The organism is Agrobacterium sp. LEGMi-208b (assembly GCF_059511785.1).
In genome coordinates this window covers 264,364-291,347 of the sequence record NZ_CM183445.1, presented here as the reverse complement: position 1 = coordinate 291,347, position 26,984 = coordinate 264,364, and the positions used below count along the sequence as shown (strand labels likewise).

The window sequence follows — 26,984 nt, the reverse complement described above, 5'->3', positions numbered from 1 at the left end:
TTATGGAACAGTTTTTCTGGAGCTACGTCTGGCCCGCGCTGATCATGGTCGGCCAGTCCCTGCTGCTTCTCGTTTGCCTTCTGGTGGCCATCGCCTTCCTTCTGCTTGCCGACCGCAAGGTCTGGGCAGCCGTACAGCTGCGCCGTGGCCCGAACGTCGTTGGTCCCTTCGGTCTCTTCCAGTCCTTCGCCGACCTTTTGAAGTTCATCCTCAAGGAACCGGTCATTCCGGCCGGCGCCAACAAGGCGGTCTTCCTTCTGGCGCCGCTGGTTGCCGTGACGCTGGCGCTTGCCACTTACGCGGTCATTCCCTTCAATGAGGGCTGGGTCGTCGCCAATATCAATGTCGGCATCCTCTATATCTTCGCGATTTCCTCGCTTGAAGTCTACGGAATCATCATGGGCGGCTGGGCTTCGAACTCGAAGTATCCGTTCCTCGGCGCGCTGCGTTCGGCGGCACAGATGGTGTCCTATGAAGTGTCGATCGGTCTCGTCATCGTCACCGTTCTTCTCTGCGTCGGTTCGCTGAACCTGACGGATATCGTTCTGGCCCAGAAGACCGGCCTCGGCACCATGCTCGGCCTGCCGGCATCGTTCCTCGACTGGCACTGGCTGTCGCTGTTCCCGATGTTCATCGTGTTCTTCATTTCGGGCCTTGCCGAAACCAACCGTCCGCCCTTCGACCTTCCTGAAGCGGAATCGGAACTGGTCGCCGGTCACATGGTCGAATATGGCTCCACGCCTTACATGATGTTCATGCTCGGCGAATATGCTGCGATCGTTTTGATCTGCTGCCTGACAACGATCCTGTTCATGGGCGGCTGGCTGCCGATCGTGGATGTATGGTTCCTGAACTGGGTGCCGGGCATTGTCTGGTTCGCGCTGAAGGGCTGCATGGTCTTCTTCATGATCGCGCTCACCAAGGCTTTCGTTCCGCGTTATCGTTATGACCAGCTCATGCGCCTTGGCTGGAAAGTGTTCCTGCCGCTGTCGCTCGCCATGGTCGTTATTGTTGCATTCGTATTGAAGCTGACGGGGTGGGCCGGTTGATGTCCAAACTCCTCGCTCAAAGATCTGGAGACTGAGATGGCAAGCCTCTCCCAAGCCGTCAACTCGCTGTTCCTGAAGGAATTCGTAGGCGCGATCTTCCTGACCATGCGCCACTTCTTCAAGCAGAAGGCGACGATCAACTATCCTTTCGAAAAGGGTCCGGTCTCGCCGCGCTTCCGTGGCGAACATGCGCTGCGCCGTTATCCGAACGGTGAAGAACGCTGCATTGCCTGCAAGCTGTGTGAGGCGATCTGTCCCGCTCAGGCGATCACCATCGAAGCCGGCCCGCGCCGCAATGACGGCACCCGCCGCACGGTGCGTTACGATATCGACATGGTGAAATGCATCTATTGCGGCTTCTGCCAGGAAGCCTGCCCGGTGGATGCCATCGTCGAGGGTCCGAACTTCGAATTCGCGACGGAAACCCGCGAGGAGCTTTATTTCGACAAGCAGAAGCTTCTCGACAATGGCGACCGCTGGGAGCGTGAAATTGCGCGCAACCTCGCACTGGATGCACCTTACCGTTAAGGTGCAACCGTCTTTCCGGGGGAGACCCCGGAAAGCGATGAAAAGTAAAATGCCTGCGCGGTTTTCGCCGGCGGGGACGAAACGGGTGAGGGGGCTTGAAGCCATCTTCTCCCGATGAGGACAAGAAGGCACCAAGATGGGTCTGCACGCTGTATTCTTTTATATATTCGCTTTCGTCGCCGTGGCGTCTGCGTTCATGGTCATCGCATCGAAGAACCCTGTTCATTCGGTGCTGTTTCTGATCTTGACCTTCTTCAACGCAGCCGCGCTGTTCCTGCTGACGGGCGCCGAGTTTCTCGGCATGATCCTGCTGGTGGTCTATGTCGGCGCGGTGGCGGTGCTCTTCCTCTTCGTCGTCATGATGCTGGATGTGGATTTTGCCGAACTGCGCTCCGGCGTGCTGCAATATGCCCCGGTCGGCGCTCTGATCGGTGTCATCCTGGCGGCCGAGCTGATCGTTGTGGTCGGCGGCAGCATGCTGAACCCGATTGCGGCCAAGTCCATCACCATGCCGATCCCGCCGGTGACCGAACGCACCAATACGGCCGCACTCGGTGACGTGCTCTATACCAATTACATCTACTTCTTCCAGCTTGCCGGTCTCGTGCTGCTGGTGGCCATGATCGGCGCGATCGTGCTGACGCTGCGTCACCGCACCGACATCAAGCGGCAGGATATTTCCACGCAGGTCGGCCGTGACCCGAAGACCGCCGTCACCACGGTCAAGGTCAAGCCGGGTCAGGGCATCTGAAGGCGCGAACGGATTCAAGGAAACACAATATGGTAATCGGTCTTTCCCACTACCTGACGGTCAGCGCCATCCTCTTCACGATCGGCGTGTTCGGCATCTTCCTCAACCGGAAGAACGTCATCGTCATCCTGATGTCGATCGAGCTCATCCTCTTGGCGGTCAACATCAACATGGTGGCGTTCTCGGCCTTCCTGAACGACATCGTCGGCCAGGTATTCGCACTTTTCATTCTGACCGTCGCAGCTGCCGAAGCGGCCATCGGTCTTGCAATACTCGTTGTCTTCTACCGCAACCGCGGATCGATCGCCGTCGAAGACGTCAATATGATGAAGGGCTGATAAGGCTATGATCTACAAGGCTATCGTCTTTCTTCCCCTGATCGGCTTCCTGATCGCCGGCTTGTTCGGCCGGTCGATCGGCGCCAAGGCCTCGGAATATGTCACCACCGGTCTGATGATCGTGGTCGCCATCCTGTCATGGATCGTCTTCTTCACCGTCGCGCTTGCCCATGGCGAGCCTGGCGAGGTGATCAAGGTGACTGTTCTGCGCTGGATCCAGTCCGGCGGCATCGACGTCGAATGGGCGTTCCGCATCGACACGCTGACGGCGGTCATGTTCGTCGTGGTCAACACGGTCTCGACGCTCGTGCACCTCTATTCGATCGGATACATGCACCACGATCCGCATCGTCCGCGCTTCTTTGCCTATCTGTCGCTCTTCACCTTCGCCATGCTGATGCTGGTGACCTCCGACAACCTGCTGCAGATGTTCTTCGGCTGGGAAGGCGTGGGTCTGGCGTCCTATCTGCTGATCGGCTTCTGGTTCAAGAAACCTTCGGCCTCTGCAGCCGCCATGAAGGCCTTCATCGTCAACCGCGTCGGTGACTTCGGCTTCATCCTCGGCATTGGCGGCGTCTTCGTGCTGTTCGGCTCGATCAATTTCGAAACCATCTTCGCGGCCGCCAGCACCTATCTGCCGGCTGAAGGTGCGGCATCGACCGAAACCGTCATCAATCTGTTCGGCATGCAGCTGGACAAGGCCAATGCGATGACGGGCGTCTGCCTGCTGCTTTTCATGGGCGCCATGGGTAAATCGGCGCAGTTCCTGCTGCACACCTGGCTGCCGGACGCGATGGAAGGCCCGACCCCGGTGTCTGCCCTCATTCACGCCGCAACCATGGTCACCGCCGGCGTCTTCCTCGTAGCCCGCATGTCGCCGCTGTTCGAACTGTCGCATGATGCCTTGACCGTCGTGACGCTGATCGGTGCGATCACCGCCTTCTTTGCCGCGACCGTTGGCCTCGTGCAGAACGACATCAAGCGCGTCATCGCCTATTCGACCTGCTCGCAGCTCGGTTACATGTTCGTGGCGCTCGGCGTCGGCGCTTATGGCGCGGCCGTGTTCCACCTCTTCACGCACGCCTTCTTCAAGGCCCTGCTGTTCTTGTGCGCCGGCTCGGTCATCCATGCCGTCGATGGTGAGCAGGACATGCGGTACATGGGCGGCCTGCGCAAGCATATCCCCATCACCTTCTGGACCATGACCGTTGGCACGCTGGCGCTGACCGGCGTTGGTATTCCGGGCACGATGATCGGTTTTGCCGGCTTCTTCTCGAAGGACGTCATCATCGAATCCGCTTACGCGTCCCATTCGGTTCTGTCCGGTTTTGCCTTCACGCTGCTGGTCATCGCCGCGCTGTTCACCAGCTTCTATTCCTGGCGTCTGGCTTTCATGACCTTCTTCGGCAAGCCGCGCGCTTCCGCCGACGTCATGCACCATGTGCATGAATCGCCGATGGTCATGCTGATCCCGCTCTTCATCCTCACCGTTGGCGCGATCTTTGCCGGTGTTGCCTTCGAAGGTTATTTCTTCGGTCATGAATATGCCGAGTTCTGGAAGGGCGCTCTCTTTACGCTTCCGGAAAATGAAATCCTCGAAGAGTTCCACCACGTTCCGCTGTGGGTCAAGTGGAGCCCGTTCTTCGCCATGGCGCTTGGTTTCGTGACCGCATGGTACATGTATATCAAGTCGCCCGAGACGCCGAAGCGTCTGGCCGAGACCCATCGTGGCCTCTACCAGTTCCTTCTCAACAAGTGGTATTTCGACGAACTCTATGACTTCCTCTTCGTACGCTCCGCAAAGGCGCTTGGCCGCTTCCTGTGGAAGAAGGGCGACGTCGCCGTCATCGACCACTATGGACCGAACGGCATTGCAGCGCGTGTGGTTGATGTGACCAACCGCATGGTCCGCCTGCAATCCGGTTACCTCTATCATTATGCCTTTGCGATGCTGATCGGCATCGCGGCGCTTGTCACCTGGATGATGCTCGGGAGTGCCCTCTGATGACCGATTGGCCTATTCTTTCAACGGTCACCTTTCTGCCGCTCGTCGGCGTGGTGCTCCTGCTTCTGACGAATGAGAACGGCCCCTACGGTCGCCGCAACATTCTCAACGTCTCGCTGCTGACAACAGTCTTCACCTTCATCGTGTCGCTGTTCATCTGGATCGGGTTCGACAATTCGAATCCCGGTTTCCAGATGGTCGAAAAACACGCCTGGTTCGGCAATATCGCCGCCTATCATCTTGGTGTCGACGGCATCTCCATGCTGTTCGTCATCCTCACCACCTTCCTCATGCCCTTCTGCGTGCTGGCAAGCTGGGATTCGATCGAGAAGCGCATCAAGGAATACATGATCGCCTTCCTGCTGCTGGAAGTCGTCATGATCGGCGTTTTCGTGGCGCTGGATACCGTTCTCTTCTACGTCTTCTTCGAAGCGACGCTGATCCCGATGTTCATCATCATCGGCGTCTGGGGCGGCAAGGATCGCGTCTACGCATCCTACAAGTTCTTCCTCTACACGCTGCTCGGCTCGGTTCTGACCATGCTCGCCATCATGGCGATGTACTGGCAGGCCGGCACGACCGACATGACGGAACTGTTGAAATACGGCTTCCCGGCCGGCATGCAGACCTGGCTCTGGCTTGCCTGTTTCGCCGCCTTCTCGGTCAAGATGCCGATGTGGCCGGTGCATACCTGGCTGCCCGACGCCCACGTTCAGGCGCCGACAGCAGGCTCCGTCATTCTTGCCGGCGTCATGCTGAAGCTCGGCGGTTACGGTTTCATCCGCTTCTCGCTGTCGATGTTCCCGCTGGCGTCTGACTATTTCGCCCCCTTCGTCTTCACGCTGTCGGTACTCGCAATCATCTACACCTCGCTGGTGGCGATGATGCAGGACGACATCAAGAAGCTGATCGCCTATTCCTCCGTCGCCCACATGGGTTACGTGACCATGGGCATCTTCGCCGCCAATGTGCAGGGCGTTCAGGGTGCGATCTTCCAGATGCTGTCGCACGGTATCGTGTCGGGCGCGCTCTTCCTCTGCGTCGGCGTCGTCTATGACCGGCTGCACACCCGCGAGATTTCCGCCTATGGCGGTCTCGTCAACAACATGCCGAAATATGCCGTCGCCTTCATGATCTTCACCATGGCCAATGTCGGTCTGCCCGGTACCTCCGGCTTTGTCGGTGAATTCCTGACGCTGATCGGCGTCTTCCGCGCCAACACGTTGGTCGCGCTGTTTGCGGCAACCGGCGTCATCCTCTCGGCCGCTTATGCGCTCTGGCTCTATCGCCGCGTGATCTTCGGCGCGCTCGAGAAGGAAAGCCTGAAGTCGATGCTCGATCTGTCGACCCGCGAAAAGGTCATCCTTTATCCGCTGGTTGCTCTGACGATCTTCTTCGGCGTCTATCCGGCTCCGGTTTTCGATGCCACCGCCGCATCGGTCGATCTTCTGGTAAACAACTATACGGCTGCATTGCAGGCGGCGCAAAATGTTGCGCTCACTATGAATTGACGACAGGACCCGTTGGACATGACCGCTGAAATCCTTTTTGCCAGTCTGCACATCGCGACGCCCGAGCTGATCCTTGCGGTCGGCGCGCTGGCGCTGCTCATGATTGGCGTCTTCTCGGGCGACAAGTCGACAACGACGGTCACCGGCCTTGCCGTTGCCCTCCTGCTCGTCGTCGGTCTCTGGATCATTTTCGCCCCCGCATCGGGCGTGGCCTTCGGCGGTGTCTACATCGCCGATGCCTTCGGCAATTTCATGAAGGTGCTGGCGCTGATCGGCTCCATCACCGCCATGATCCTCGCCGTCGGTCAGGGCCGCTTCGAGCCGATCGGTCGCTTCGAATATCCGGTATTGCTGGTTCTCGCGACGCTCGGCATCCTGCTGATGATCTCGGCCAACAACCTGATCTCGCTCTATATGGCGCTGGAACTGCAGTCGCTGGCGCTCTACGTCGTCTGCGCGATCAACCGTGAGAGCCTGCGCTCCACGGAAGCGGGCCTGAAATACTTCGTTCTCGGCGCGCTCTCCTCCGGCATGCTGCTCTATGGCATGTCACTGGTTTACGGCTTCACCGGCAATACCGGCTTCACCGAAATCGCTCAGGTTCTGGCATCGGAAACCCGTTCGCTCGGTCTCGTTTTCGGTCTGGTCTTCGTTCTCGCCGGCTTGGCATTCAAGATTTCGGCCGTGCCGTTCCACATGTGGACGCCTGATGTTTATGAAGGTGCGCCGACCCCGGTCACCGCCTTCCTGTCGGCTGCACCGAAGATCGGCGCCATGGCGATCCTCGTTCGTATCGTCATCGAGGCTTTCCAGCCGGTCTTTGCCGACTGGCAGCAGATCGTCGTCTTCATTTCCATTGCGTCCATGCTGCTCGGTTCCTTCGCCGCCATCGGCCAGAAGAACATCAAGCGCCTGATGGCCTATTCCTCCATCGGTCACATGGGTTACGCGCTGGTCGGTCTCGCTGCGGGCACCGAAGCCGGTGTTGCCGGCGTCATCCTCTACATGACCGTTTATGTGGTCATGACGCTCGGCACCTTCGCCTGCATTCTCTCCATGCGCCGCAAGGAAATCGGCAATGTCGAGACTGTCGAGGATCTGGCCGGCCTTTCGTCCTCCAACCCCTTCATGGCGGTTGTGCTGACGATCCTGATGTTCTCGCTTGCCGGCATTCCGCCGCTCGCCGGCTTCTTCGGCAAGTATTACGTCTTCCTCGCCGCCATCGAGGCGAAGCTCTATCCGCTCGCCGTCATCGGTGTCATCGGTTCGGTTGTCGGCGCCTATTATTATATCCGCGTCGTCAAGGTCATGTGGTTCGATGAAGCCAAGGACAAATTCGAGCGTCCCGCCGGCGAACTCAAAGTCGTTTATGCGCTTTCCGGCCTCTTCGTTGTCGCCTTCATCGTCTTCGGTGGTGCACTCGGCAACGCGGTGACAGTTGCGGCAAAGACCTTCTTTTGAGCAGCACACACAGGCATACGGGCCGGATGTCCATCGATGACTTCCGGCACGAGGCGATGGCGGAAACGCCATCGACCAATCTGGAATGTTTCGCCCGGGCGCGGGCGGGTGATGGCGGCAATCTGTGGGTTACCGCCATCCGCCAGACCGGCGGCCGTGGCCGTCGCGGTCGGCCCTGGGTTTCCGAACCCGGCAATCTCTACGCCTCGCTTCTTCTCATTGATCCCGCGCCAGTTGAGCGTATCGGCTCCCTCCCGCTCGCCTTTGCGCTTGCGGTCTATCGCGCCATTCGCGCGGTGCTGCCGACGGGCGGTGAGGCGCTTGAGATCAAATGGCCGAACGACGTGCTGATCGGCCGCCGCAAGACCTGCGGTATCCTGATGGAGGCGGAGCTTCTGCCCGACGGACGGCGCGCCATCGTCATCGGCATCGGCATCAATATCGCCCACAAGCCGGAGAACCCGCTTTATCCCGTCACCATGCTCTCCGAACATGGCGCGTCCTGCTCGCCGGATGAACTTTTCGCCCATCTCTTCCGCGAAACTGCGGAGGTGCTGCGGGACTGGGATGAGGGCAGGGGCGTTTCCGGCATCATGGCCGGCTGGCGGGCGGCGGCGTGCGGTATCGGCGAACATATCACCGTCAATTTCCCGGACCGTTCGATCGGCGGGCGTTTTGTCGGAATTGATGATAATGGTTATCTGCTGCTGGACGAGGACGAGGGCGCAAGGCGCTCCATCGCCGCCGGCGACGTGTTTTTCGGATGAGGTGAACGGTGCGGCCGACCAACCCGCGCCGAGCCGGATCCCAAGGGTTGGAGCTTTCCTGCTGCTCATGAAAAGCAGGATGACAAACCGGTTCCGCATCGGCCCGGTCGATCAGATGGTTCAACAGGTCCGATGCTTGAGAGAGCGGCGGGCGCGGCCAATGGCCGTCGCCAGCGCGCTTTCGTGAATGGATAAGAAAAACAATGGCTAAACAGGACGAACTGGTCTTTGTGCCGCTTGGCGGCGTGGGTGAAATCGGCATGAATCTGGCGCTTTACGGTTATGGGCCGGAAAGCAAGCGCCAATGGATCATGGTGGATTGCGGCGTGACCTTCGCCGGCCCGGACCTGCCGGGTGTCGATCTGGTGCTGCCTGACATCACCTACATCGCCGAGCAGAAAAAGAACCTCAAGGGCATCATCATCACCCACGCCCATGAGGACCATTATGGTGCGCTGAACGATCTCTGGCCCGGCCTCAACGTGCCGGTCTATGTCTCGCCTTTCACCGCCGGCATGCTGGAAGCCAAGCGCGCCTATGAGGGCACCCGTGCCGAAATTCCGGTGACGATCTTCAAGGCCGGCGACCGCATCAATGTCGGTCCGTTCGAAATCGAAGCGGTTGGCGTCAACCACTCCATTCCGGAGCCGATGTCGCTGGTCATCCGCACGCCGCTCGGCAATGTCATCCACACCGGCGACTGGAAGATCGATGAAGCCCCGTCGCTGGGGCCGTTGACGGATGAGGCGCGTTTCCGCGCCATCGGCGAAGAGGGCGTGCTGGCGCTGATGTGCGACAGCACCAATTCGGTGCGTGACGGTGTTTCGCCCTCCGAACACGAGGTTTCCGAAGGCCTGCGTCAGATCATCGAAAGCGCCGAGGGTCGCGTGGCCGTCACCACCTTCTCCTCCAATGTCGGGCGCATCCGTTCGATTGCGCAGGCGGCGGAAGCGGCCGGCCGCGAGGTCTTGCTGCTCGGCTCCTCGCTGAAGCGCGTCGTGAATGTCTCGCAGGATCTCGGCATCATGGAAGGCATCAAGCCGTTCCTCGCCGAAGACGAATATGGCTATATTCCGCGCGACCGTGTGGTGCTGATCCTGACCGGTTCGCAGGGCGAACCGCGCGCAGCGCTCGCCAAGCTTTCGCGTGATGAGATGCGCAATGTGGCACTGGCTTCCGGCGATACGGTCGTATTTTCCTCACGCGCCATTCCCGGTAACGAAAAGGCGATCATCGAGATCAAGAACGGCCTGATCGAGCAGGGCGTTCATATCGTCACCGATAATGAGGCGCTGGTGCATGTCTCCGGCCATCCGCGCCGCAACGAACTGCTGCGGATGTACGAGTGGACGAAGCCGCAGATCGTCGTGCCTGTTCATGGCGAGGCGGCGCATCTGGTGGCGCAGAAGGAACTGGCCGAACAGGCCGGCATCTCGCAGGTGCCGAAGGTGCGCAACGGCAATGTTCTGCGCCTGGCACCCGGCCCGGCCGAGGTTATCGACGACATACCGCATGGTCGTGTTTTCAAGGACGGTAATCTTGTCGGCGATATGGACGAGATGGGCATCAGCAATCGCCGCAAGCTCTCCTTCGCAGGCCATGTCGCCGTCAACGTCGTGCTGGACAGCCGTTACGATTTCCTCGGCGATCCCGATGTCGTGCCCTTCGGCCTGCCGGAGTTCGATGACGAGGACGAGGCTATGGAGGACACGCTTTATGACGCCGTGCTCGGCGCCGTCGAAAGCATCCCGCGTGCCCGCCGCAAGGATCTGGAACTGCTGCGCGAAGCGGTGCGCCGCGCCGTGCGCGCCGCTGCCAACCAGAGCTGGGGCAAGAAGCCGATCGTGACGGTTTTCGTGACGAAGGTTTGATCCGGGAGGCAGGAGCTTTCGGGCGATAGTATCATCCGCACTCCGTCACCCAAAACTAGATCCGGGGTCGAGCGCGATCAAGTCCTTGATCGCGTAAAGACTCATCTCACGGCGCAGCCGCGCCGTAGCTGGATGCCGGATCATCCTCGGGCTGGTTCCGGGGACCGGCATGACGGAGGAGAGGTCGTCCGCCTTCGTCAGCGACCTCACGGCACCTGCTCAAAGCGCGGTTCTGGTTGTCCTTCCAAGGCTTTTTGCGCGTCTTGCCGAGAATTGATTCCGGTTCGCCGATGAATGCGTTACAAGAGCGCATTGTGCAGGAGGATCACATGCCGCTTCTTTCGGCCTTCGCCGTTTATTTCATCGTCTGGTGGACGGTGCTTTTCATCGTACTGCCGATTGGGCTGCGCACCCAGGATGAGGATGGCGATGTGGCGCTGGGCACGGTGGCCAGTGCGCCATCCAGATTCAGGGGCGGGCGGATCGTTCTGTGGACGACCCTGATCTCGGCGCTGATCTGTGGGCTCTGGTATGGCGGAACCTGGTGGTTCGGTGTCAGCCTTGATGACTTGCCAAGAATTATTCCGGTTTTCGACTGAAAAAAGCGCTGATGATCTCGGCCCCGCCCGTATCCGCGCAATAAGCCTGACGGGAAGACCGAAGTCTCTGCCCATGCAAGCGGCAGTTTCCGGCAAAACTGGCTGAGCCCTGTGTCATATGGATGTCATATCTATCGTGCACACAGCGGGGGTGTGTCCGCGTGCGTGATTCACTGCCGCAATTCTACTGGAATGACGGTCGGAAGCAGGGCACTGTGTGTAGAAGCAAAAAAAAACAAGGCCTTTCAGCCTTGTTTTCCAGGTTTCGCGTGATCTGTAACCGTTGCCGGGGCAGCGACGAGCGCGCCTAAGATCTGATCCTCCCAAGACTGACCGCGAAAATGACAAGAATTTAAACTTCCTGCCTCTTTTGTAAGCTAAAGCTAGCCCAAACCCCCATGCTTGTCATCTCATTTTTTGCATATTTGTTACAGTCGGCAAAAAATTCCCTGTGGTGCATTATGTCGCACCTGATCAAGAATATTATTCCGGCCAAAGCGTTTTGACGCGAATTAGCTATCGCGAAAATACCTTGAAATGGCCTTTATCCCTCTTTTCATGGCGGGTTTTCTTCTTGGCGGGAAACGGCTATATCCGGCGCCAATATCCCTTTATTCGGGGCGATTCCCGCGCCTGTGGCGCGGTCGTCCGCATCAATGGAAGCCGTCATGCGTCTTAGCCGTTATTTCCTGCCCATCCTGAAGGAAAACCCCAAGGAAGCCGAGATTGTCTCTCACCGCCTCATGCTGCGCGCCGGCATGATCCGGCAGCAATCGGCTGGCATCTATTCCTGGCTGCCGCTCGGCAAGCGCGTGCTGGACAAGGTCAACAAGATCATCCGCGAGGAGCAGAACCGTGCCGGCGCCATCGAGCTTCTGATGCCGACGCTGCAGACGGCCGAACTCTGGCAGGAAAGCGGTCGTTACGATGACTACGGCAAGGAGATGCTGCGCATCAAGGACCGCCAGGACCGCCAGATGCTGTACGGCCCCACCAATGAGGAGATGATCACCGACATCTTCCGTTCCTATGTGAAGTCCTACAAGAACCTGCCGCTGAACCTCTATCATATCCAGCTGAAGTTCCGCGACGAGGTGCGTCCGCGTTTCGGCACCATGCGCTCGCGCGAGTTCCTGATGAAGGACGCCTATTCCTTCGACCTCACCAAGGAAGATGCGATCCATTCCTATAACAAGATGTTCGTGGCGTATCTGCGCACCTTCGAGCGCCTTGGCCTGCGCGCCATTCCGATGCGCGCCGATACCGGCCCGATCGGCGGCAATCACAGCCATGAATTCATCATTCTGGCCGATACCGGCGAATCCGAAGTCTTCTGCCACAAGAGCTTCCTGGATCGCGCAATTCCCGCCGAAAGCACCGATTTCGACGATGTCGCGGCTCTGCAGGGCGTATTCGATGAATGGACGGCGGACTATGCCGCCACGTCCGAAATGCATGACGAAGCCGCCTACGACGCCATTCCCGATGGCGAGCGTCTTTCCGCGCGCGGCATCGAGGTTGGCCATATCTTCTATTTCGGCACCAAATATTCCGAGCCGATGGGCGCGAAAGTGCAGGGCAAGGATGGCAAGGAGCACCCTGTCCACATGGGTTCCTATGGCATCGGCCCGACGCGCCTTGTTCCCGCCATCATTGAAGCATCGCATGACGAGAATGGAATCATCTGGCCGGCCTCGGTCGCTCCGTTCGATGTCGTGATCATCAACATGAAGGCTGGCGATGCGGCCTGCGATGCGGCTTGTGAAAAGCTGTATTATTCGCTCTCCAACGCCGGCAAGGATGTTCTCTACGACGATACGGACGACCGTGCAGGCCAGAAATTCGCCACCGCCGATCTGATTGGCGTGCCGCTGCAGATCATCGTCGGCCCGCGTTCTGTCGCGAACGGCGAAGTCGAAGTGAAGGATCGCAAGTCCGGCGAACGTGAAACCGTCACAATCGAGGCGGCAATGAACAAGGTGCTCGGCTAAGCGAGCGAAAAGCGGAGCGGCTTCACCCGAAGTCCGCTCCGGTTTCGTAGCGCAGCCGCAGAAAGAAAGGCCGGTTTTAGGAAAGACCGGCCTTGCAGTTTGAGATCAGGGAGACGACATGGCACAAGCCGAGGCTGAAAAGGGTGCGGCTGTTTCCGCCGGGGCAAAGACCGCTCGGCCGTTTTCCGCTTTTGAACGTATGGTGGCCTGGCGTTATCTGCGCTCTCGGCGCAAGGAAGCCTTCATCTCCGTCATCGCCGGTTTTTCTTTTGTCGGCATCATGCTGGGCGTGGCGACGCTGATCATCGTCATGGCCGTCATGAACGGTTTCCGCACCGAACTGATTTCCCGCATTCTCGGCATTAACGGGCATATGATCGTGCAGCCGATCGACCAGCCCTTCAACAATTACGATGAGCTGGCGAAGAAATTCGCCGCCGTTCCCGGCGTCACCATGGCGTTGCCGCTGGTGGAGGGCCAGACGCTCGCCTCCGGCCGCGGCGGCGCAGGCTCCGGCGCGCTGGTGCGCGGTGTGCGCCAGGAAGATATCGACAAGGTCAAGGAAGTCGCGACCAACATCAAGACCGGCGATCTCGTCGGCTTCATGGCGGGTGATGGCGTTCTCGTCGGTTCACGGCTTGCCGCCCAGCTGGGCGTGACGGCCGGCGACGATATCACGCTGATTTCCCCGGAAGGCGACGTGACGCCAATGGGCGTCAATCCGCGTGTCAAATCCTACAAGATTTCGGGCGTCTTCGAGATCGGCATGTCGGAATATGACGCGTCCATGATTTACATGCCGCTGTCCGAAGCCCAGCTCTATTTTAATGCCGATGGCATCGTGCAGTCCATCGAGCTTTATGTCAGTCGTCCTGATGATGTCGACGGCATCCGGCCGCTGGTGGAGCAGGCCGCCGAACGACAGGTCTATATCACCGACTGGAGACAGCGGAACCAGACTTTCTTCTCCGCCCTGCAGGTGGAAAGAAACGTGATGTTCATGATCCTGACGCTCATCGTGCTGGTGGCGGCGTTGAACATCATCTCCGGTCTCATCATGCTGGTGAAGGACAAGGGCAGCGATATCGCCATTCTGCGCACCATGGGTGCAAGCTCTGGCTCCGTGATGCGCATCTTCTTCATGACCGGTGCGGCCATCGGCATGGTCGGCACCTTTGCCGGCGTGGCGCTTGGCGTCATCGTCTGCCTCAACGTGGAATCGATCCGCCAGTTCTTCTCGTGGATATCAGGCACCGTTCTGTTTGATCCGCAGCTTTATTTCCTCAGCCAGCTTCCGGCCGAAATGGATATCAGCGAGACCATTTCCGTTGTCATCATGGCGCTCACGCTTTCTTTCCTGGCAACGATCTTCCCGGCCTGGCGGGCTTCCAAGCTCGATCCGGTGCAGGCCCTGCGTTACGAATAAGGACCGCTTCGCAATATGGCAAAAAAAACAGTGCTGCGGCTTACCGGTGTCGAGAGAACCTATGGTCAGGGCGAGACATCGCTTTCCATTCTGCGCAAGGCCGATTTTGAATTGAAGAGCGGTGAGATGGTGGCGCTGGTCGCCCCTTCGGGCACCGGCAAGTCCACTCTGCTGCATCTGGCAGGGCTTCTCGAACATCCCGATGCCGGCGAGGTCTATATCAACGGCGCGCCCTGCAACGGCCTGCCGGATGAAGCGCGCACCGCGATCCGCCGCAGCGATATCGGTTTCGTTTATCAGTTCCATCACCTCCTGCCGGAATTCTCCGCGGTGGAAAATGTGATGATGCCGCAGCTCATCGCCGGTCTCACGCAGGCGGAGGCCCGCAAGCGTGCCAGCGCGCTGCTCGACTATATGCGGGTAGGCCATCGCGGCGAGCATCGCCCGGCCGAACTCTCCGGCGGCGAACAGCAGCGTGTCGCCATTGCCCGCGCCGTCGCCAATGCGCCGCTCCTGCTGCTGGCCGACGAGCCGACCGGCAATCTTGATCCGGAAACCGCGCATTATGTTTTCGATGCGCTGGAGGCACTGGTGCGCCAATCCGGCCTCGCGGCGCTGATCGCCACCCATAATCATGAACTCGCCGCCCGTATGGACCGACGCGTGACGCTCTCCGACGGCAAGATCGTCGATTTTTAAGATCGATTGCACGAGGCCGATTCCGTGCATCGTTTGCTTCCGCAGCGCTTGAGATGGTCACCTCCGCGATGGAGGTGATGGTTCCGGAACGGGTTGCGCCAATGCAGCGAGTCGGTCCGGTCAGCCTTCTCCAAGGGACGCCTGTTCTCCAGATTTGAATTTTTTCCGGACCCGGAGGTGTTCTGCCCTCCGGGTTTTTTCGCTTTGGAGTCAGCGGCTTGCTGTTCTCTATCCGGGAACCGAAGGCGATTCTGTCGCATTAGCAAGGGGAATATCAGCAAAACCCTGTTGACAATCGAACAAAATGAGAACAAAGTTGGAACATAACGAGTAAGGAGAGACCAATGACTGATTTCATCCGTGACGTTGCCGCTTTCGCCTCCATCGCTGTCTTTGTGGCCAGCTTTTCGGTGATCCTCACCGCCCTGTGAAGAAGACACCGGCGCAGAAGCCTGTATGGACGCCGCAAAACGGTGGACATTGAGCGCCGGAAATCGGAAAATCGCCCCCTCGATTCAGAATGACAGGAAGACGATATGGGCGATACGGTTGTGCGTGGAGAGACCTCTGGCGAAACGCTGAAGACCCCCGGTTTCGTCCATCTTCGGGTTCATTCCGCATACTCCCTGCTTGAGGGGGCGTTGCCCCTCAAGAAGATCATGTCCAAGGCCGTTGGCGACGGCCAGCCAGCCATTGCCATTACCGATACCAACAATCTTTTCGTCGCGCTGGAATTTTCCGAAAAGGCGCGGGACGAAGGTCTGCAGCCGATCATTGGCTGCCAGCTGTCCATCGACATGCAGGATGCGGCGGAGGATCGCCGCAACCACAATAGCCACCTCCAGAAACTCCCCGCCATCGTTCTCCTTGCCGCCAATGCGGAAGGCTATGAGCGGCTGGTGGATCTCGTCAGCCGCGCCTATCTGGAAGGTGAGGGCAGCAGCCATTCCGTACACATTACCCGCGCATGGCTGGAAGAAGCCTCCAATGCGGGCCTCATTGCGCTGACCGGCGCTTCCGGCGGTCCCGTCGATATGGCGCTGAAGGAAGGCCACGCCGCGCAGGCGAAGGAGCGGCTGCTGACGCTGAAGTCACTCTTTGGTGACAGGCTCTATATCGAATTGCAGCGTCAGGCCGGTTACGACCGTTCCCATGAGCGGCGCCTGATTGGTCTTGCTTATGAACACGACATCCCCCTCGTTGCCACCAACGAGGCGTTTTTCCCGTCCAAGGCCGATTACGAGGCACATGATGCGCTGATGGCGGTGGCGCATAACGCCATCGTGTCCGATGACAGCCGGTTCCGCCTGACACCCGATCATTACCTCAAGAGCCGCGCGGAGATGACGGCGCTGTTTGCGGATATTCCAGAGGCGCTGGAGAATACCGTCGAGATTGCACTCAGATGCTCCTATGTGCTGAAGAAACGCGGGCCGATCCTGCCGCGATTCACCGGTGCCAGCGACGATCCGGAAGCGGCCGAACGCGCCGAAACCGAGGAATTGCGCCGGCAGGCGGTGGAGGGACTGGATCAGCGGCTTGCCGCGCTCGGCATGGCGCCTGGTTATACGGAACAGGATTATCGCGAAAGGCTGGATTTCGAGCTCGGCGTTATCTCGCGCATGAAGTTTCCCGGTTACTTCCTGATCGTTGCCGACTTCATCAAATGGGCCAAGCAGCACGATATTCCGGTTGGCCCGGGTCGTGGTTCGGGTGCGGGCTCGCTCGTGGCTTATGCGCTGACCATTACCGATGTCGATCCGCTGCGCTTCTCGCTGCTGTTCGAACGCTTCCTCAATCCCGAACGCGTTTCGATGCCCGACTTCGATATCGACTTCTGCCAGGATCGCCGCGAAGAGGTGATCCGTTACGTGCAGGCCAAATATGGCCGCGAGCAGGTGGCGCAGATCATCACCTTCGGTTCGCTGCAGGCGCGCGCGGCCCTGCGCGACGTCGGCCGTGTGCTGGAAATGCCCTATGGCCAGGTCGACAAGATCTGCAAGCTGGTGCCCAACAACCCGGCCAACCCGACACCGCTCTCCAAGGCGATCGAGGAAGAGCCGCGCCTGCAGGAGGAGGCGGACAAGGAGCCGGTCGTCGCCCGCCTCCTGGATATCGCCCAGAAGATCGAGGGGCTTTACCGCCACGCCTCCACCCACGCCGCCGGTATCGTCATCGGCGACCGCCCGCTCTCCAAGCTGGTGCCGATGTATCGCGATCCGCGATCCGATATGCCGGTCACCCAGTTCAACATGAAATGGGTGGAAAGCGCCGGCCTCGTCAAATTCGACTTTCTCGGCCTGAAGACGCTGACGGTGCTGAAAGTGGCCGTCGATTTTGTTGCCAAACGCGGCATCAAGGTCGATCTCGCCGCCATTCCGCTCGAGGACGCCAAGACCTACGAGATGCTGTCGCGCGGCGAAACCATCGGCGTGTTCCAGGTGGAAAGTGCGGGCATGCGCAAGGCGCTGATCGGCATGCGTCCGGACTGCATCGAGGACATCATCGCGCTGGTGGCGCTTTATCGTCCCGGCCCGATGGAGAACATTCCGGTCTATAATGCCCGCAAACATGGCGAGGAGGAGCTGGAATCGATCCATCCGACCATCGACCATCTGCTCAAGGAAACGCAGGGCGTTATCGTCTATCAGGAACAGGTGATGCAGATCGCCCAGGTCCTGTCAGGATATTCGCTCGGCGAAGCCGATCTTCTGCGCCGCGCCATGGGCAAGAAGATCAAGGAGGAGATGGACAAGCAGCGCGAGCGGTTCGTCGATGGCGCCATCAAGAACGGTGTCTCGAAACCGCAGGCCGACACCATCTTCGATCTCCTGGCGAAATTCGCCAATTACGGCTTCAACAAGAGCCATGCCGCCGCTTACGCCATCGTGTCCTACCAGACCGCCTATATGAAGGCGCATTATCCGGTGGAGTTCCTTGCGGCCTCCATGACGCTCGATATGGCCAACACGGAAAAGCTCAACGACTTCCGTCAGGATGCCGGCCGTCTCGGCATCGAGGTGGTCGCACCCTCGGTACAGACCTCCTTCCGTCAGTTCGAGACGGGTGAAAACCGCATCTATTATTCGCTGGCCGCCATCAAGGGCGTAGGCGAGGGGGCGGTGGAACATATCGTCCAAGTGCGTGATGGCAAGCCGTTCACGAGCCTTGAGGATTTCTGCCTGCGCATCGATCCCAAGCAGATCAACCGGCGTGTGCTGGAAAGCCTCATCAATGCCGGTGCATTCGACTGCTTCGGCCGCGACCGCGCCGAGTTGATCGGCGGGCTGGACCGCATCATCGGTTATGCCCAGATGGCGCAGAACAACCGCACGATCGGCCAGTCGGACATGTTCGGCTCCGGCGGCGGCAATGGCCCGGAAAAGCTGGTCCTGCCTGCCTTCCAGCCTTGGCTCGCCTCGGAAAAACTGCTGCGCGAATATCAGGTGCTCGGCTTTTACCTCACCGCCCATCCGCTCGATACCTATCGCCCCATATTGGAAAAGTTGCGGGTGCAGAATTTCGCTGATTTTTCCGCTGCGGTGAAACAGGGTGCGACCGCCGGCCGTCTGGCCGGCACAGTGACGGGCAAGCAGGAGCGCAAGACCCGCACCGGCAACAAGATGGGCATTGTCACCTTCTCGGATGCATCAGGGCAATATGAGGCCGTGCTGTTTTCCGAAGGGCTCGGCCAGTTCCGCGATCTGCTGGAAGTCGGCAAATCGCTTGTCATCACCGTACAGGCGGAAGAGCGGCCGGAAGGCATAGGTCTGCGTATCCAGACCGCGCAGTCGCTGGAAGAAAAATCCGTGCAGATGCAGAAGGCGCTTCGTGTTTATGTGCGCGATTCCGGTCCTTTGAAAACCGTCGCCCGCCATCTCAACACCAAGGGTGACGGATCGGTCTATTTCATCGTCATCAAGGATGAGGGCAGCCGCGAGATCGAGGTGGAGCTGACGGAGAAATATCGCATTTCACCTGAAATCGCCGCCGCGTTGCGGTCCGCTCCCGGGGTCGTTGATGTGGAACTGGTGTAAGCCGAAATCCCTCACACTGGCCCCTCTTTCGTGACGGTGATGAAGTCGGTCCCGGTTCCTGTCTCCATCTGGTGGCTGAGATCGGAAACGGTGATCGAGCTTCCGCTTGAAAGCTCCTGCTCGATCCGGTTGCGTATCTTAGCGGGAATTTCGAGGCGGCTGAGCACGGCGCTCAGCTGGTCGAAACCGCCGGGCGCTTCGGTAACGGTAATGCCAAGCCGTTTGCGGGCAGCGGCCGGCAGATGATTTTCGAGCGTCACGCCGTTCCATTCGGCGGTTCCGGCAGCGCGGTCTACGGAAACGGCCTCGAGGAAATGGGTTCCGAGCGCCACTTCCGGATCCTTGATGTCGATGGCTGCTTCGAACAGTGGCTTGAAGTCCTGCCGTACCATGATCTGGCCATTCGGCGGATGATCCTCACCGGCAGACGCGTAAAGCGCCGTCACAAAGGCGTCGGTCAGAAGCGGTCCGGTGGTTTTCAGCCCTTTCCAGCGCTTGAACCCGTTGATGGCGCTCACCGTCATCTCGCCGGCATAACCATCGGCGGAACCGGCGTCGAAACCGAGGCGGGTCAGCACGGCCTGGATATCCATCACCTTTTCCCGCTCGCCGCGGCGCGTGATGAGAATGCGCAGCGGCGAGGGCTCTCTGGTCTTTGTCACCGGCTTGAGGGCCTGCGTCTTTTCATTGACGGCGACCTCGACCGTGCCCAATGAGGCATCGTAGGTTGCCGGGCGCAGCTCCACATCCGACAGAAGCAGCTTGCCGTCATCGGCATCGTCGCGTGGCACAAACAGCGTCGGGTGCTGCACGAAGCGCAACGAGACCGGGCGATCGGTGATGATGACATGGACCCCGGTCCGCGTATCACCAAAGAGTGACTTGGCGAACTTGGAGGGCAGGCGCACGCAGCCATGCGAGGCCGGATAATTCGGCACCTTGCCCTCGTGCAGCGCGATGCCGGACCATGTCAGCCGTTGCATGAAGGGCATCGGTGCGGCCGAATAGATATTAGACTCGTGGTATTTCCGTTTTTCCAGAATGGAAAAGATGCCGCTCGGCGTCTCGTGCCCGGCCTTGCCGGTGGAGACTTTCGAGGTGGCGATGATCTCGCCATTCTCATAAAGCGAGAGCGACTGGTCGCTTTTGGACACCAGGATCTGCAGCGACCGGCTGTCGGCGGCAAGTGCCGGAAAGGCAAGAATGCTGGCCGACAGCATGCCGGTAAGAAGACGGAGGCGAAGGGACATGACGCAATACACCACATGCACAAAACTTCCCTCACTCAACCATGCTAAGTTTAATGAAGTTTAAGGAAGCCGCGGCCGCAACATCACTAATTTGTGTAAAATCTAAAATACTTCCGGCACGAGGTGATGGTGGGCGCGGGTGGACAGGTTTTGCGCATGGCCGTCGTCAGGTCCCTATTTGCGGGTGCCGAAGGTGTAGCCGGTCTCGACGCTGCCCTTGCCGAATTTGTCGCGCAGCTTGTCCATCGCCGCTTCCGCGGCGGCTCGGCGCCCTGCCTGTTTGTCGACGAGATCGGGAGGATCGGCAAGACCGGCATCGCGCAGATCGCTGACGCCGATGCCGATGAGGCGGAATTTCGTGCCGTCGGTTTCTTTTTCCAGCAGCGCAAGGCCGGTGCGGAATATGCGGTCGGCAAGCTGGGTGGGGTCGTCCAGCCTGCGGTTGCGGGTGCGGGTCTTGAAGTCGGCCGTTTTCATCTTCAGCACCACCGTCTGGCCGGAAATGCCGTTCTTCTTCAGACGCCAGGCCACTTTTTCGGAAAGCGACCGCAGGATGGGAACGAGATCCTCATGGCAGGAAATATCGTTGAAGAAGGTGGTTTCGGACGAGACGCTTTTGACCGGATCGTTATTGTGCACATGCCGTTCGTCAATGCCGCGCGAGAGCCGGAACAGCCGCTGCCCCATCACGCCGTAACGGCGCATCAACTCGCTCTCTTCCATCTCCTGCAATTGCGCGATCATGCGGATGCCATCCGCCTCCAGCGTCGCTGCGAAGGCCTTTCCCACGCCCCATATGGTCGTGACCGGCCGCGCTGCCAGAAAGGACAGCGCCTCCGCTTCACCGACAACCGAAAAGCCGCGCGGCTTTTGCAGGTCCGAGGCGACCTTGGCGAGAAACTTGCAATAGGAAAGCCCCGCAGAAACACTCACCCCAACCTCTTTTTCCACGCGCCGGGCGAATTTCGCCAGCACCCGCGCCGGCGGATCGTGATGCAGCTTCTCGGTGCCGGAAAGATCGAGAAACGCCTCGTCGATGGAAAGCGGCTGCACCAGTGGCGTCAATTCCTGCATCATGGTGCGGATTTCACGGCCGACACGGCTGTATTTTTCCATATCGGGCTTGATCACCACCGCGTCGGGGCAGGCTTCCAGCGCCTTGAACATGGGCATGGCGGAGCGCACGCCGTGGATGCGGGCGATATAACAGGCGGTGGAGACAACCCCGCGCTTGCCGCCGCCAACGATGACAGGCTTGTCTGCCAGTTCCGGATTGTCGCGCTTTTCGACGGAGGCATAAAAGGCGTCGCAATCGATATGGGCGATGCTCAGATCGTAGAGTTCGGAATGGTAGAGAAGACGCGGGCTGCCACAGGCGCGGCAACGCCTCAACCCTTCTGGCTGGCCAGCCAGACAGTCGCGGCAAAAACCGGGATCATAGGGTTGCGACGTGGACATGGGCCGAAAACAAAACCAGAACGTAGCCGACCATACTCCGGCCGTGGCGATGGCTCAAGGGCGTTCGGGGTAAAGCCGAGATATGGAGGCCCCGGCGTGCGGGAAAAACTTGCATCTCGCGTAGAAATATTTGATCTTGATCCGCATTGTAGTTACAATTGTAGATGATTTTTTACGCATGTTTGAATGGGATGAAGACAAAAACCGATCCAATATCCGAAAACACGGCGTCGGATTTCAGACCGCGATTCGAATCTTCGAAAACGCGGTCCTGTCGTGGGTCGATGAGCGCGCAGCCTATGGAGAGATGCGTCATCACACCATAGGGCAGATTGAAGGAGTTGTATTTCTGGCGGTCATCCATACCGATCGCGCCGGCAAAATCCGCATCATCTCCGCCCGGCCGGCGAACCGCCGCGAAAGGAAACGTTATGACGAAGAAATACGAAAAAGAGCTGAGCCTTGAAGAGCTTGCGGCTTTGCCGGACGAGAAGATAGACTACAGCGATATTCCGGAACTGGATGAGACCTTCTGGGCGAATGCGAGGCTCGTGGAGCCGGAAGGAACGCAGCAGATCACGCTGAGGGTCAAGAAATCCGTGATCGAGGCCTATAAATCCACGGGCAAGGGATACCAGACCCGCATGAACGCCGTTCTGGAATCCTACGCCCGCACATTGCGAAAACGTTGACTCTCGCTGCCTGCCCGTCCCGTCAATACACACCTGAATCCAGCCCCGGCCCGGAAAAATGGTGCCATGCGGCGGCCACCGTTTCGGGGGATGTATCGGTGGCGGCACAGAACGCCATCAGGTCCGGCTCGTGGCTCATCAGAAAATCCGTCAGCCCCGCCAGAAAGCCGGGATCGTTGACGGCCTGACGCAGCATGTTGGCCTGTAACCCGCTCAGGGCCAGAAAACGCGCCAGCATGTCCGGTTCGTTTGCCAGCCAGCCAAGTATGGCGGCCGCCGTTTCTTGCGGATCCTGGCCTGCATTGCCTTTGTTTTTTGTATCGCGCAGCATTTCTTCCCCGAAGTTACCTATTTTGAAACCAAATCCCTCTAGCCTTGCGCAACGAATGGACGATGGAATCGGTTCTCTGGCAACTTATATGTCTGGATGAAGGTTTCAAAGCGAAACGGGGACTGCCCACCATGCCCAAGCAGGTCATGATAGTCGAAGACAACGAGCTGAACATGAAGCTCTTTCGCGACCTGATCGAGGCGTCTGGTTATACGACTATTCAGACGCGCAACGGCATGGAAGCGCTCGATCTCGCCCGCAAGCACCGCCCGGATCTCATCCTCATGGATATTCAGCTGCCTGAGGTTTCGGGGCTGGAGGTGACGAAATGGCTGAAGGAGGATGACGAACTGCATGTCATTCCGGTCATCGCGGTTACGGCATTCGCCATGAAGGGTGACGAGGAGCGCATTCGCCAGGGTGGTTGCGAGGCCTATGTCTCAAAGCCGATTTCCGTCCCGAAATTCATTGAAGTCATCAAGACTTATCTGGGCGATGCGTAAGGCGACTGGGGAACGGTTATGACGGCGAGAGTTCTGGTTGTTGACGATATTCCGGCCAATGTGAAGCTTCTCGAGGCCCGTCTTCTGGCGGAATATTTCGACGTCGTCACCGCCGAGGATGGTTTCAAGGCGCTGGCGATCTGCGATGAGGAACAGGTCGATATCATCCTGCTCGATATCATGATGCCGGGCATGGATGGTTTCGAGGTCTGCGAAAGGCTGAAGGCGAACCCCAATACCGCCCATATTCCGGTCGTCATGGTCACCGCGCTCGATCAGCCGTCGGACCGTGTGCGCGGCCTCAAAGCCGGCGCTGACGATTTTCTGACCAAGCCTGTCAATGACCTGCAACTCATCGCCCGTGTCAAAAGCCTGGTCCGCCTCAAGGCCGTCAGTGACGAGCTGCGGCTGCGCGCGGAAACCGCCCGGCAGATCGGCATCGAGGAAATGCTGCGCAGCGACGGCCTGATGCAGACGCCCGGCCGCGTGCTGGTTGCAGATGGTCGCGCCAGCTCGCAGGAGCGTATCGTCCGGGCGTTGAAGCCGGTCGCCGAGGTCGATGCGGTGACCGAGCCGCAGGCCGCCTTGCTCAAGGCGGCGAGCAATCCTTTCGAACTCGTCATCGTCAATTCCAATTTCGAGGATTACGATCCGCTGAGGCTATGTTCGCAGCTCCGCTCGCTGGAGCGCACCCGTTTCCTGCCGCTGCTTCTGGTGGCGGAGCAGGGGGCGGATGAGATGGTGGCGCGGGCGCTCGATCTTGGCGTGAATGACTATATTCTCCGCCCGATCGATCCGAATGAGCTTGTCGCCCGTTCGCTGACGCAGATCAGGCGCAAGCGCTATAACGAGCATCTGAGGCTTAATCTCCAGCACACGATGGAGCTTGCCATTGTTGACGGGCTGACGGGCCTCAACAATCGCCGTTACCTCGACAATCACCTCAAGATACTCTTCGACCGGGCTGCCATTCGCGGTCGCCCGATCTCCATCTGCATGACCGATATAGACCGCTTCAAACTGGTCAACGATACCTATGGCCACGATGTCGGCGACGAGGTGCTGCGGGAATTTGCGGCCCGCATCCGCAGCACGGTGCGCGGCGCCGATCTCGCCTGCCGTTATGGCGGGGAGGAGTTCGTTGTCGTCATGCCCGATACGCCGATGGAGCTTGCGGCAAGCGTCGCCGAGCGCCTGCGGGCGATTATTGAGGACAAGCCTTTTTATGTCCGTTCCATCGACCGTGAATTGAGCATAACCGCGTCTCTCGGCATAGCCACCAGCAGCGGTGCCTTCGGGGCGCCGGACGAGATACTGAAACAGGCTGACAAGGCGCTTTATGAGGCGAAACATGGCGGACGCAACCGTGTCGTGGCTGCCGCTGCCTGAGCCTCAGCGGTGGATTAACTGAAAATAGAGCGCAATTTCTCCGTCATATCCCGGCGAAATAGTTGATCGGGAAACTGGAGCGGACGTCGCGAGACCGCAAACCATTGACCTTGGATGTATTTTATCGTTTTGCAATGAAAGGGTGCAACTTAACGATATAAATAGAGTTCAAGTTGAAAAACCCGTTGAATTCAATCTCTCCGGCAACTATAGTGTGCCAGCTTTGTATACTTAACCATGTTTCCCAGATGATGTATCTCTGGCTTAAGAATTTGTTGATTTTTATTTTACTTCTGCGCACACTCACAATTGAGAATAACAGTTCTTCCGGCGGTTCATCCGTCTAGTGATGATGAATGATTGCGGCTTTTAGCCGTCGCGATTTCGCTCGTCAGGGGCTGGTATTGCGTAGTTTGAATGCCCCATGATGCTCAGGTCCGCCGCATCTCCTGAATCGTGGGGTCGGTCGGCTGACGATGTCCGAATCGGTTCCTCGTGCCGTAATCGCATCGTTGGCCGACCGCCTTCTTCCCCAAAACAGTCTGCTGATGGCGCGTGTTGTAAGGCGCAGGTTTCTCCTGCCGCCTTCCAGGCAGGGCTGTGCGACGCCGCTATAGGGGCGAGGGCATAATAGGGGCAGGGGCGGCTTGCACGGCCTTCATGGATGGTGTCAGCGAATATCTCGGCGTCATGTCTTGAGCGGGCGGCAGGGTCAACCCTGTCAGCGCCCGACGCGTGCCTTGGCAATGGCGATAGCAATGTCACGGGGCTTTGGAGAGGCGGCGCACTTATTTCCGGGATAGGGAGCCGCTGGGTGCGAAGAGACTTGGGGCAGCTCTTTCCCCGGCACAAACAAAAAACGCGCCCGTTGGGCGCGCTTTTGCCGGAGACCCGATCAAGAGATTACTTGATCTTGGTTTCCTTGAATTCAACGTGCTTGCGTACAACCGGGTCATACTTCGTCTTCGTCATCTTGTCCGTGAACGTACGGCTGTTCTTGGTGGTGACGTAGAAGGTACCGGTGTCGGCTGTCGACAGCAGCTTGATCTTGATTGTTGTAGCTTTCGCCATGGTCGTCCTGCCTTTAAACAAAAGAGAAGCCGCAGGCGCTTCTCACCTCGGCTAAATCTGGCGCGAAACTACGTATCGCGCCTGAAAAGTCAAGCCTGTTTTGCCCGGAAAACAAAACGGACGACATAAAGCACCACGTAAAGCCCGAAAAATACCGCCAGCGACCAGGCGAAACCGTCGGTTCCGGCAAGGTCCATGGAAATGCCCACGGCCTGCGGCCCTGCAATCGTGCCGACCGCATAACAGAAGATGAAGGCGGCATTGGCGGAGACCAGATCGGCACCCTTCAGGCGCGATCCGAGATGGGTGAGGCCGACGGTATACATGCCGGAGACCAGGCCGCCCCAGAACAGCAGCAGGGCCGCCACCAGAAGCCAGCTTTCCACCAGGAAAGGCAGGGCCAGCGTGCCGCAGACACCGGCAAAGGCCATCAGCCCCAGCATTGTCCGCCGGTCTTTCATCCGGTCCGAGAGCAGGCCGATCGGTATCTGGAAGACCATGTTGCCGATGCCCATCACGGTCAGCAGAAGTGCCGCCTGCGATTCGTTGAAGCCTTCGCGCGTCGCATAGATCGGAAAGAGCGAAAGGCCGCCTGCCTGAACGGAACCGAAGACAAAGGCCGCCGCGGACGCCATCGGCACCAGCCAGACATAACGCACGAAATGATGGTTGGGCCGCTCGTCCAGTTCCGGGCTTTCGCCGCGCGCCATGAAGATCGGTATTGCGGCGAGCAGGATGATCGCCGCACCGACCAGAAACGGCAGGATGCCTTCGCTGCCGACCACGGAAAACAAAAGAGGGCCGACCGCAAAGCCGACCGCAAGGCCAGTGGCATAGATGCCGAGGACCATGCCGCGTTTCCTTGGCGGGGCGGTCATGTTGATCCAGTATTCGGAGAGAATGAAAAGCGTGGTGGTGGCGCCGTGGAAAACGATTCGCAGCGGAAACCACATCCAGAAGGCCTCGGCGAAATAAAAGCCGAGTGCGCTCAGCGCCGAAATGACGACGGCGAACAGCATGGTTCGCGCCACGCCGAAATCATGGGCGATCTTGGTGGTCACGGGGGCTGCCATCATCGCCGCGACACCGGCCATGGCCGAATTCACCCCGATCATGGTGGAGGAGATGCCGCGTTTCTCAAGGATGATCGACAGGAGCGGCAGGCCGAGACCGATGGCGACACCGACCGCACTGATGGCGGAAATGGCGGCAATCAGTGAGGGCCAGTGAATGGCGTCCGCTTCTTCGCATTTCATT

At 59.0% G+C, this 26,984-nt stretch carries 23 protein-coding genes; 18 read left to right on the top strand and 5 right to left on the bottom strand.

What is annotated here, in order from left to right:
• Positions 1–2: 2 nt before the first annotated feature.
• The 14 genes from nuoH (at position 3) to dnaE (ending at position 19,033) form a co-directional block, all read left to right on the top strand.
• The gene (gene nuoH / locus AC5YUO_RS01440) at positions 3–1,049 is read left to right on the top strand and encodes an NADH-quinone oxidoreductase subunit NuoH (protein ID WP_003496451.1); all 1,047 of its coding nucleotides are present in this window, start codon (positions 3–5) and stop codon (positions 1,047–1,049) included.
• 36 nt (positions 1,050–1,085) lie between these two features.
• The gene (nuoI, locus tag AC5YUO_RS01435) at positions 1,086–1,577 is read left to right on the top strand and encodes an NADH-quinone oxidoreductase subunit NuoI (protein ID WP_004441327.1); all 492 of its coding nucleotides are present in this window, start codon (positions 1,086–1,088) and stop codon (positions 1,575–1,577) included.
• Positions 1,578–1,713: 136 nt separating this feature from the next.
• Entirely contained in the window at positions 1,714–2,328 is a 615-nt protein-coding gene (locus tag AC5YUO_RS01430; protein ID WP_400812208.1) for an NADH-quinone oxidoreductase subunit J, read from the top strand.
• A gap of 29 nt (positions 2,329–2,357) precedes the next feature.
• On the top strand, positions 2,358–2,666 hold the full coding sequence (nuoK, locus tag AC5YUO_RS01425) for an NADH-quinone oxidoreductase subunit NuoK (protein ID WP_003502389.1): 309 nt from the start codon (positions 2,358–2,360) through the stop codon (positions 2,664–2,666).
• 7 nt (positions 2,667–2,673) lie between these two features.
• Positions 2,674–4,671, top strand: a complete 1,998-nt coding sequence (gene nuoL / locus AC5YUO_RS01420; RefSeq protein ID WP_496154009.1) for an NADH-quinone oxidoreductase subunit L — start codon at positions 2,674–2,676, stop codon at positions 4,669–4,671.
• Positions 4,671–6,182, top strand: a complete 1,512-nt coding sequence (locus tag AC5YUO_RS01415) for an NADH-quinone oxidoreductase subunit M (protein WP_003502393.1) — start codon at positions 4,671–4,673, stop codon at positions 6,180–6,182. Before nuoL ends, AC5YUO_RS01415 begins: the two co-directional genes overlap by 1 nt.
• Positions 6,183–6,200: 18 nt before the next feature.
• Entirely contained in the window at positions 6,201–7,643 is a 1,443-nt protein-coding gene (gene nuoN, locus AC5YUO_RS01410) for an NADH-quinone oxidoreductase subunit NuoN (RefSeq protein WP_496154008.1), read from the top strand.
• 26 nt (positions 7,644–7,669) lie between these two features.
• Complete coding sequence (locus tag AC5YUO_RS01405) at positions 7,670–8,410, top strand: biotin--[acetyl-CoA-carboxylase] ligase (protein ID WP_496154007.1); 741 nt, start codon at positions 7,670–7,672, stop codon at positions 8,408–8,410.
• 203 nt (positions 8,411–8,613) lie between these two features.
• Positions 8,614–10,281 (top strand): ribonuclease J, encoded by a 1,668-nt coding sequence (locus tag AC5YUO_RS01400; protein WP_496154006.1) that lies wholly within the window; start codon positions 8,614–8,616, stop codon positions 10,279–10,281.
• A 329-nt stretch (positions 10,282–10,610) separates the two neighbouring features.
• Positions 10,611–10,880, top strand: coding sequence for a DUF1467 family protein (locus AC5YUO_RS01395; protein WP_400812213.1), 270 nt, complete (start codon positions 10,611–10,613; stop codon positions 10,878–10,880).
• A 668-nt stretch (positions 10,881–11,548) separates the two neighbouring features.
• Entirely contained in the window at positions 11,549–12,871 is a 1,323-nt protein-coding gene (gene proS / locus AC5YUO_RS01390; protein WP_496154005.1) for a proline--tRNA ligase, read from the top strand.
• 118 nt (positions 12,872–12,989) lie between these two features.
• A complete protein-coding gene (locus AC5YUO_RS01385) occupies positions 12,990–14,297 on the top strand; it encodes a lipoprotein-releasing ABC transporter permease subunit (RefSeq protein ID WP_400812215.1) in 1,308 nt (435 codons plus the stop codon).
• A gap of 15 nt (positions 14,298–14,312) precedes the next feature.
• Positions 14,313–14,996, top strand: a complete 684-nt coding sequence (locus AC5YUO_RS01380) for an ABC transporter ATP-binding protein (RefSeq protein WP_496154004.1) — start codon at positions 14,313–14,315, stop codon at positions 14,994–14,996.
• Positions 14,997–15,532: 536 nt separating this feature from the next.
• Positions 15,533–19,033: a DNA polymerase III subunit alpha gene (gene dnaE / locus AC5YUO_RS01375; RefSeq protein WP_496154003.1), complete on the top strand. Its 3,501-nt coding sequence runs from the start codon at positions 15,533–15,535 to the stop codon at positions 19,031–19,033.
• Between the two features lie 11 nt (positions 19,034–19,044).
• Here dnaE and AC5YUO_RS01370 read toward each other — a convergent pair whose 3' ends face one another.
• Together AC5YUO_RS01370 and AC5YUO_RS01365 are read right to left on the bottom strand one after the other, a co-directional pair.
• Positions 19,045–20,283 carry a L,D-transpeptidase family protein gene (locus tag AC5YUO_RS01370; protein WP_496154002.1) on the bottom strand — a complete coding sequence of 413 codons (1,239 nt, stop codon included), beginning with the start codon at positions 20,281–20,283 and terminating at the stop codon, positions 19,045–19,047.
• Between the two features lie 174 nt (positions 20,284–20,457).
• Positions 20,458–21,741 carry a DNA polymerase IV gene (locus tag AC5YUO_RS01365; protein WP_496154001.1) on the bottom strand — a complete coding sequence of 428 codons (1,284 nt, stop codon included), beginning with the start codon at positions 21,739–21,741 and terminating at the stop codon, positions 20,458–20,460.
• A gap of 136 nt (positions 21,742–21,877) precedes the next feature.
• On the opposite strand from AC5YUO_RS01365, the gene AC5YUO_RS01360 reads away from it, so the two are divergent.
• On the top strand, positions 21,878–22,207 hold the full coding sequence (locus AC5YUO_RS01360; RefSeq protein WP_496154000.1) for a BrnT family toxin: 330 nt from the start codon (positions 21,878–21,880) through the stop codon (positions 22,205–22,207).
• Entirely contained in the window at positions 22,173–22,433 is a 261-nt protein-coding gene (locus AC5YUO_RS01355; protein WP_496153999.1) for a BrnA antitoxin family protein, read from the top strand. The genes AC5YUO_RS01360 and AC5YUO_RS01355 overlap by 35 nt, the downstream gene beginning before the upstream one ends.
• A 22-nt stretch (positions 22,434–22,455) precedes the next feature.
• On the opposite strand, the gene AC5YUO_RS01350 is transcribed toward AC5YUO_RS01355, so the two are convergent.
• Positions 22,456–22,764, bottom strand: coding sequence for a DUF3572 domain-containing protein (locus AC5YUO_RS01350; protein WP_020012343.1), 309 nt, complete (start codon positions 22,762–22,764; stop codon positions 22,456–22,458).
• A 131-nt stretch (positions 22,765–22,895) separates the two neighbouring features.
• Here AC5YUO_RS01350 and AC5YUO_RS01345 point away from each other — a divergent pair, with 131 nt between their 5' ends.
• Positions 22,896–23,267: a response regulator gene (locus tag AC5YUO_RS01345; RefSeq protein WP_003521498.1), complete on the top strand. Its 372-nt coding sequence runs from the start codon at positions 22,896–22,898 to the stop codon at positions 23,265–23,267.
• 18 nt (positions 23,268–23,285) lie between these two features.
• Positions 23,286–24,656: a PleD family two-component system response regulator gene (locus AC5YUO_RS01340; RefSeq protein ID WP_496153998.1), complete on the top strand. Its 1,371-nt coding sequence runs from the start codon at positions 23,286–23,288 to the stop codon at positions 24,654–24,656.
• A 903-nt stretch (positions 24,657–25,559) separates the two neighbouring features.
• Here the strand turns inward: AC5YUO_RS01340 and rpmG are convergent.
• Together rpmG and AC5YUO_RS01330 are read right to left on the bottom strand one after the other, a co-directional pair.
• Positions 25,560–25,727, bottom strand: coding sequence for a 50S ribosomal protein L33 (rpmG, locus tag AC5YUO_RS01335; RefSeq protein WP_003496403.1), 168 nt, complete (start codon positions 25,725–25,727; stop codon positions 25,560–25,562).
• An 89-nt stretch (positions 25,728–25,816) separates the two neighbouring features.
• Complete coding sequence (locus AC5YUO_RS01330; protein WP_496154884.1) at positions 25,817–26,983, bottom strand: MFS transporter; 1,167 nt, start codon at positions 26,981–26,983, stop codon at positions 25,817–25,819.
• Position 26,984: the final 1 nt, after the last annotated feature.

Excerpts from the sequence above, each read along its gene's own strand:
- nuoH (WP_003496451.1), top strand. The coding sequence starts at position 3 with ATGGAACAGTTTTTCTGGAGCTACGTCTGGCCCGCGCTGATCATGGTC.
- nuoI (WP_004441327.1), top strand. The coding sequence starts at position 1,086 with ATGGCAAGCCTCTCCCAAGCCGTCAACTCGCTGTTCCTGAAGGAATTC.
- AC5YUO_RS01430 (WP_400812208.1), top strand. The coding sequence starts at position 1,714 with ATGGGTCTGCACGCTGTATTCTTTTATATATTCGCTTTCGTCGCCGTG.
- nuoK (WP_003502389.1), top strand. The coding sequence starts at position 2,358 with ATGGTAATCGGTCTTTCCCACTACCTGACGGTCAGCGCCATCCTCTTC.
- nuoL (WP_496154009.1), top strand. The coding sequence starts at position 2,674 with ATGATCTACAAGGCTATCGTCTTTCTTCCCCTGATCGGCTTCCTGATC.
- AC5YUO_RS01415 (WP_003502393.1), top strand. The coding sequence starts at position 4,671 with ATGACCGATTGGCCTATTCTTTCAACGGTCACCTTTCTGCCGCTCGTC.
- nuoN (WP_496154008.1), top strand. The coding sequence starts at position 6,201 with ATGACCGCTGAAATCCTTTTTGCCAGTCTGCACATCGCGACGCCCGAG.
- AC5YUO_RS01405 (WP_496154007.1), top strand. The coding sequence starts at position 7,670 with ATGTCCATCGATGACTTCCGGCACGAGGCGATGGCGGAAACGCCATCG.
- AC5YUO_RS01400 (WP_496154006.1), top strand. The coding sequence starts at position 8,614 with ATGGCTAAACAGGACGAACTGGTCTTTGTGCCGCTTGGCGGCGTGGGT.
- AC5YUO_RS01395 (WP_400812213.1), top strand. The coding sequence starts at position 10,611 with ATGCCGCTTCTTTCGGCCTTCGCCGTTTATTTCATCGTCTGGTGGACG.
- proS (WP_496154005.1), top strand. The coding sequence starts at position 11,549 with ATGCGTCTTAGCCGTTATTTCCTGCCCATCCTGAAGGAAAACCCCAAG.
- AC5YUO_RS01385 (WP_400812215.1), top strand. The coding sequence starts at position 12,990 with ATGGCACAAGCCGAGGCTGAAAAGGGTGCGGCTGTTTCCGCCGGGGCA.
- AC5YUO_RS01380 (WP_496154004.1), top strand. The coding sequence starts at position 14,313 with ATGGCAAAAAAAACAGTGCTGCGGCTTACCGGTGTCGAGAGAACCTAT.
- dnaE (WP_496154003.1), top strand. The coding sequence starts at position 15,533 with ATGGGCGATACGGTTGTGCGTGGAGAGACCTCTGGCGAAACGCTGAAG.
- AC5YUO_RS01370 (WP_496154002.1), bottom strand. The coding sequence starts at position 20,283 with ATGTCCCTTCGCCTCCGTCTTCTTACCGGCATGCTGTCGGCCAGCATT.
- AC5YUO_RS01365 (WP_496154001.1), bottom strand. The coding sequence starts at position 21,741 with ATGTCCACGTCGCAACCCTATGATCCCGGTTTTTGCCGCGACTGTCTG.
- AC5YUO_RS01355 (WP_496153999.1), top strand. The coding sequence starts at position 22,173 with ATGACGAAGAAATACGAAAAAGAGCTGAGCCTTGAAGAGCTTGCGGCT.
- AC5YUO_RS01350 (WP_020012343.1), bottom strand. The coding sequence starts at position 22,764 with ATGCTGCGCGATACAAAAAACAAAGGCAATGCAGGCCAGGATCCGCAA.
- AC5YUO_RS01345 (WP_003521498.1), top strand. The coding sequence starts at position 22,896 with ATGCCCAAGCAGGTCATGATAGTCGAAGACAACGAGCTGAACATGAAG.
- AC5YUO_RS01340 (WP_496153998.1), top strand. The coding sequence starts at position 23,286 with ATGACGGCGAGAGTTCTGGTTGTTGACGATATTCCGGCCAATGTGAAG.
- rpmG (WP_003496403.1), bottom strand. The coding sequence starts at position 25,727 with ATGGCGAAAGCTACAACAATCAAGATCAAGCTGCTGTCGACAGCCGAC.
- AC5YUO_RS01330 (WP_496154884.1), bottom strand. The coding sequence starts at position 26,983 with ATGAAATGCGAAGAAGCGGACGCCATTCACTGGCCCTCACTGATTGCC.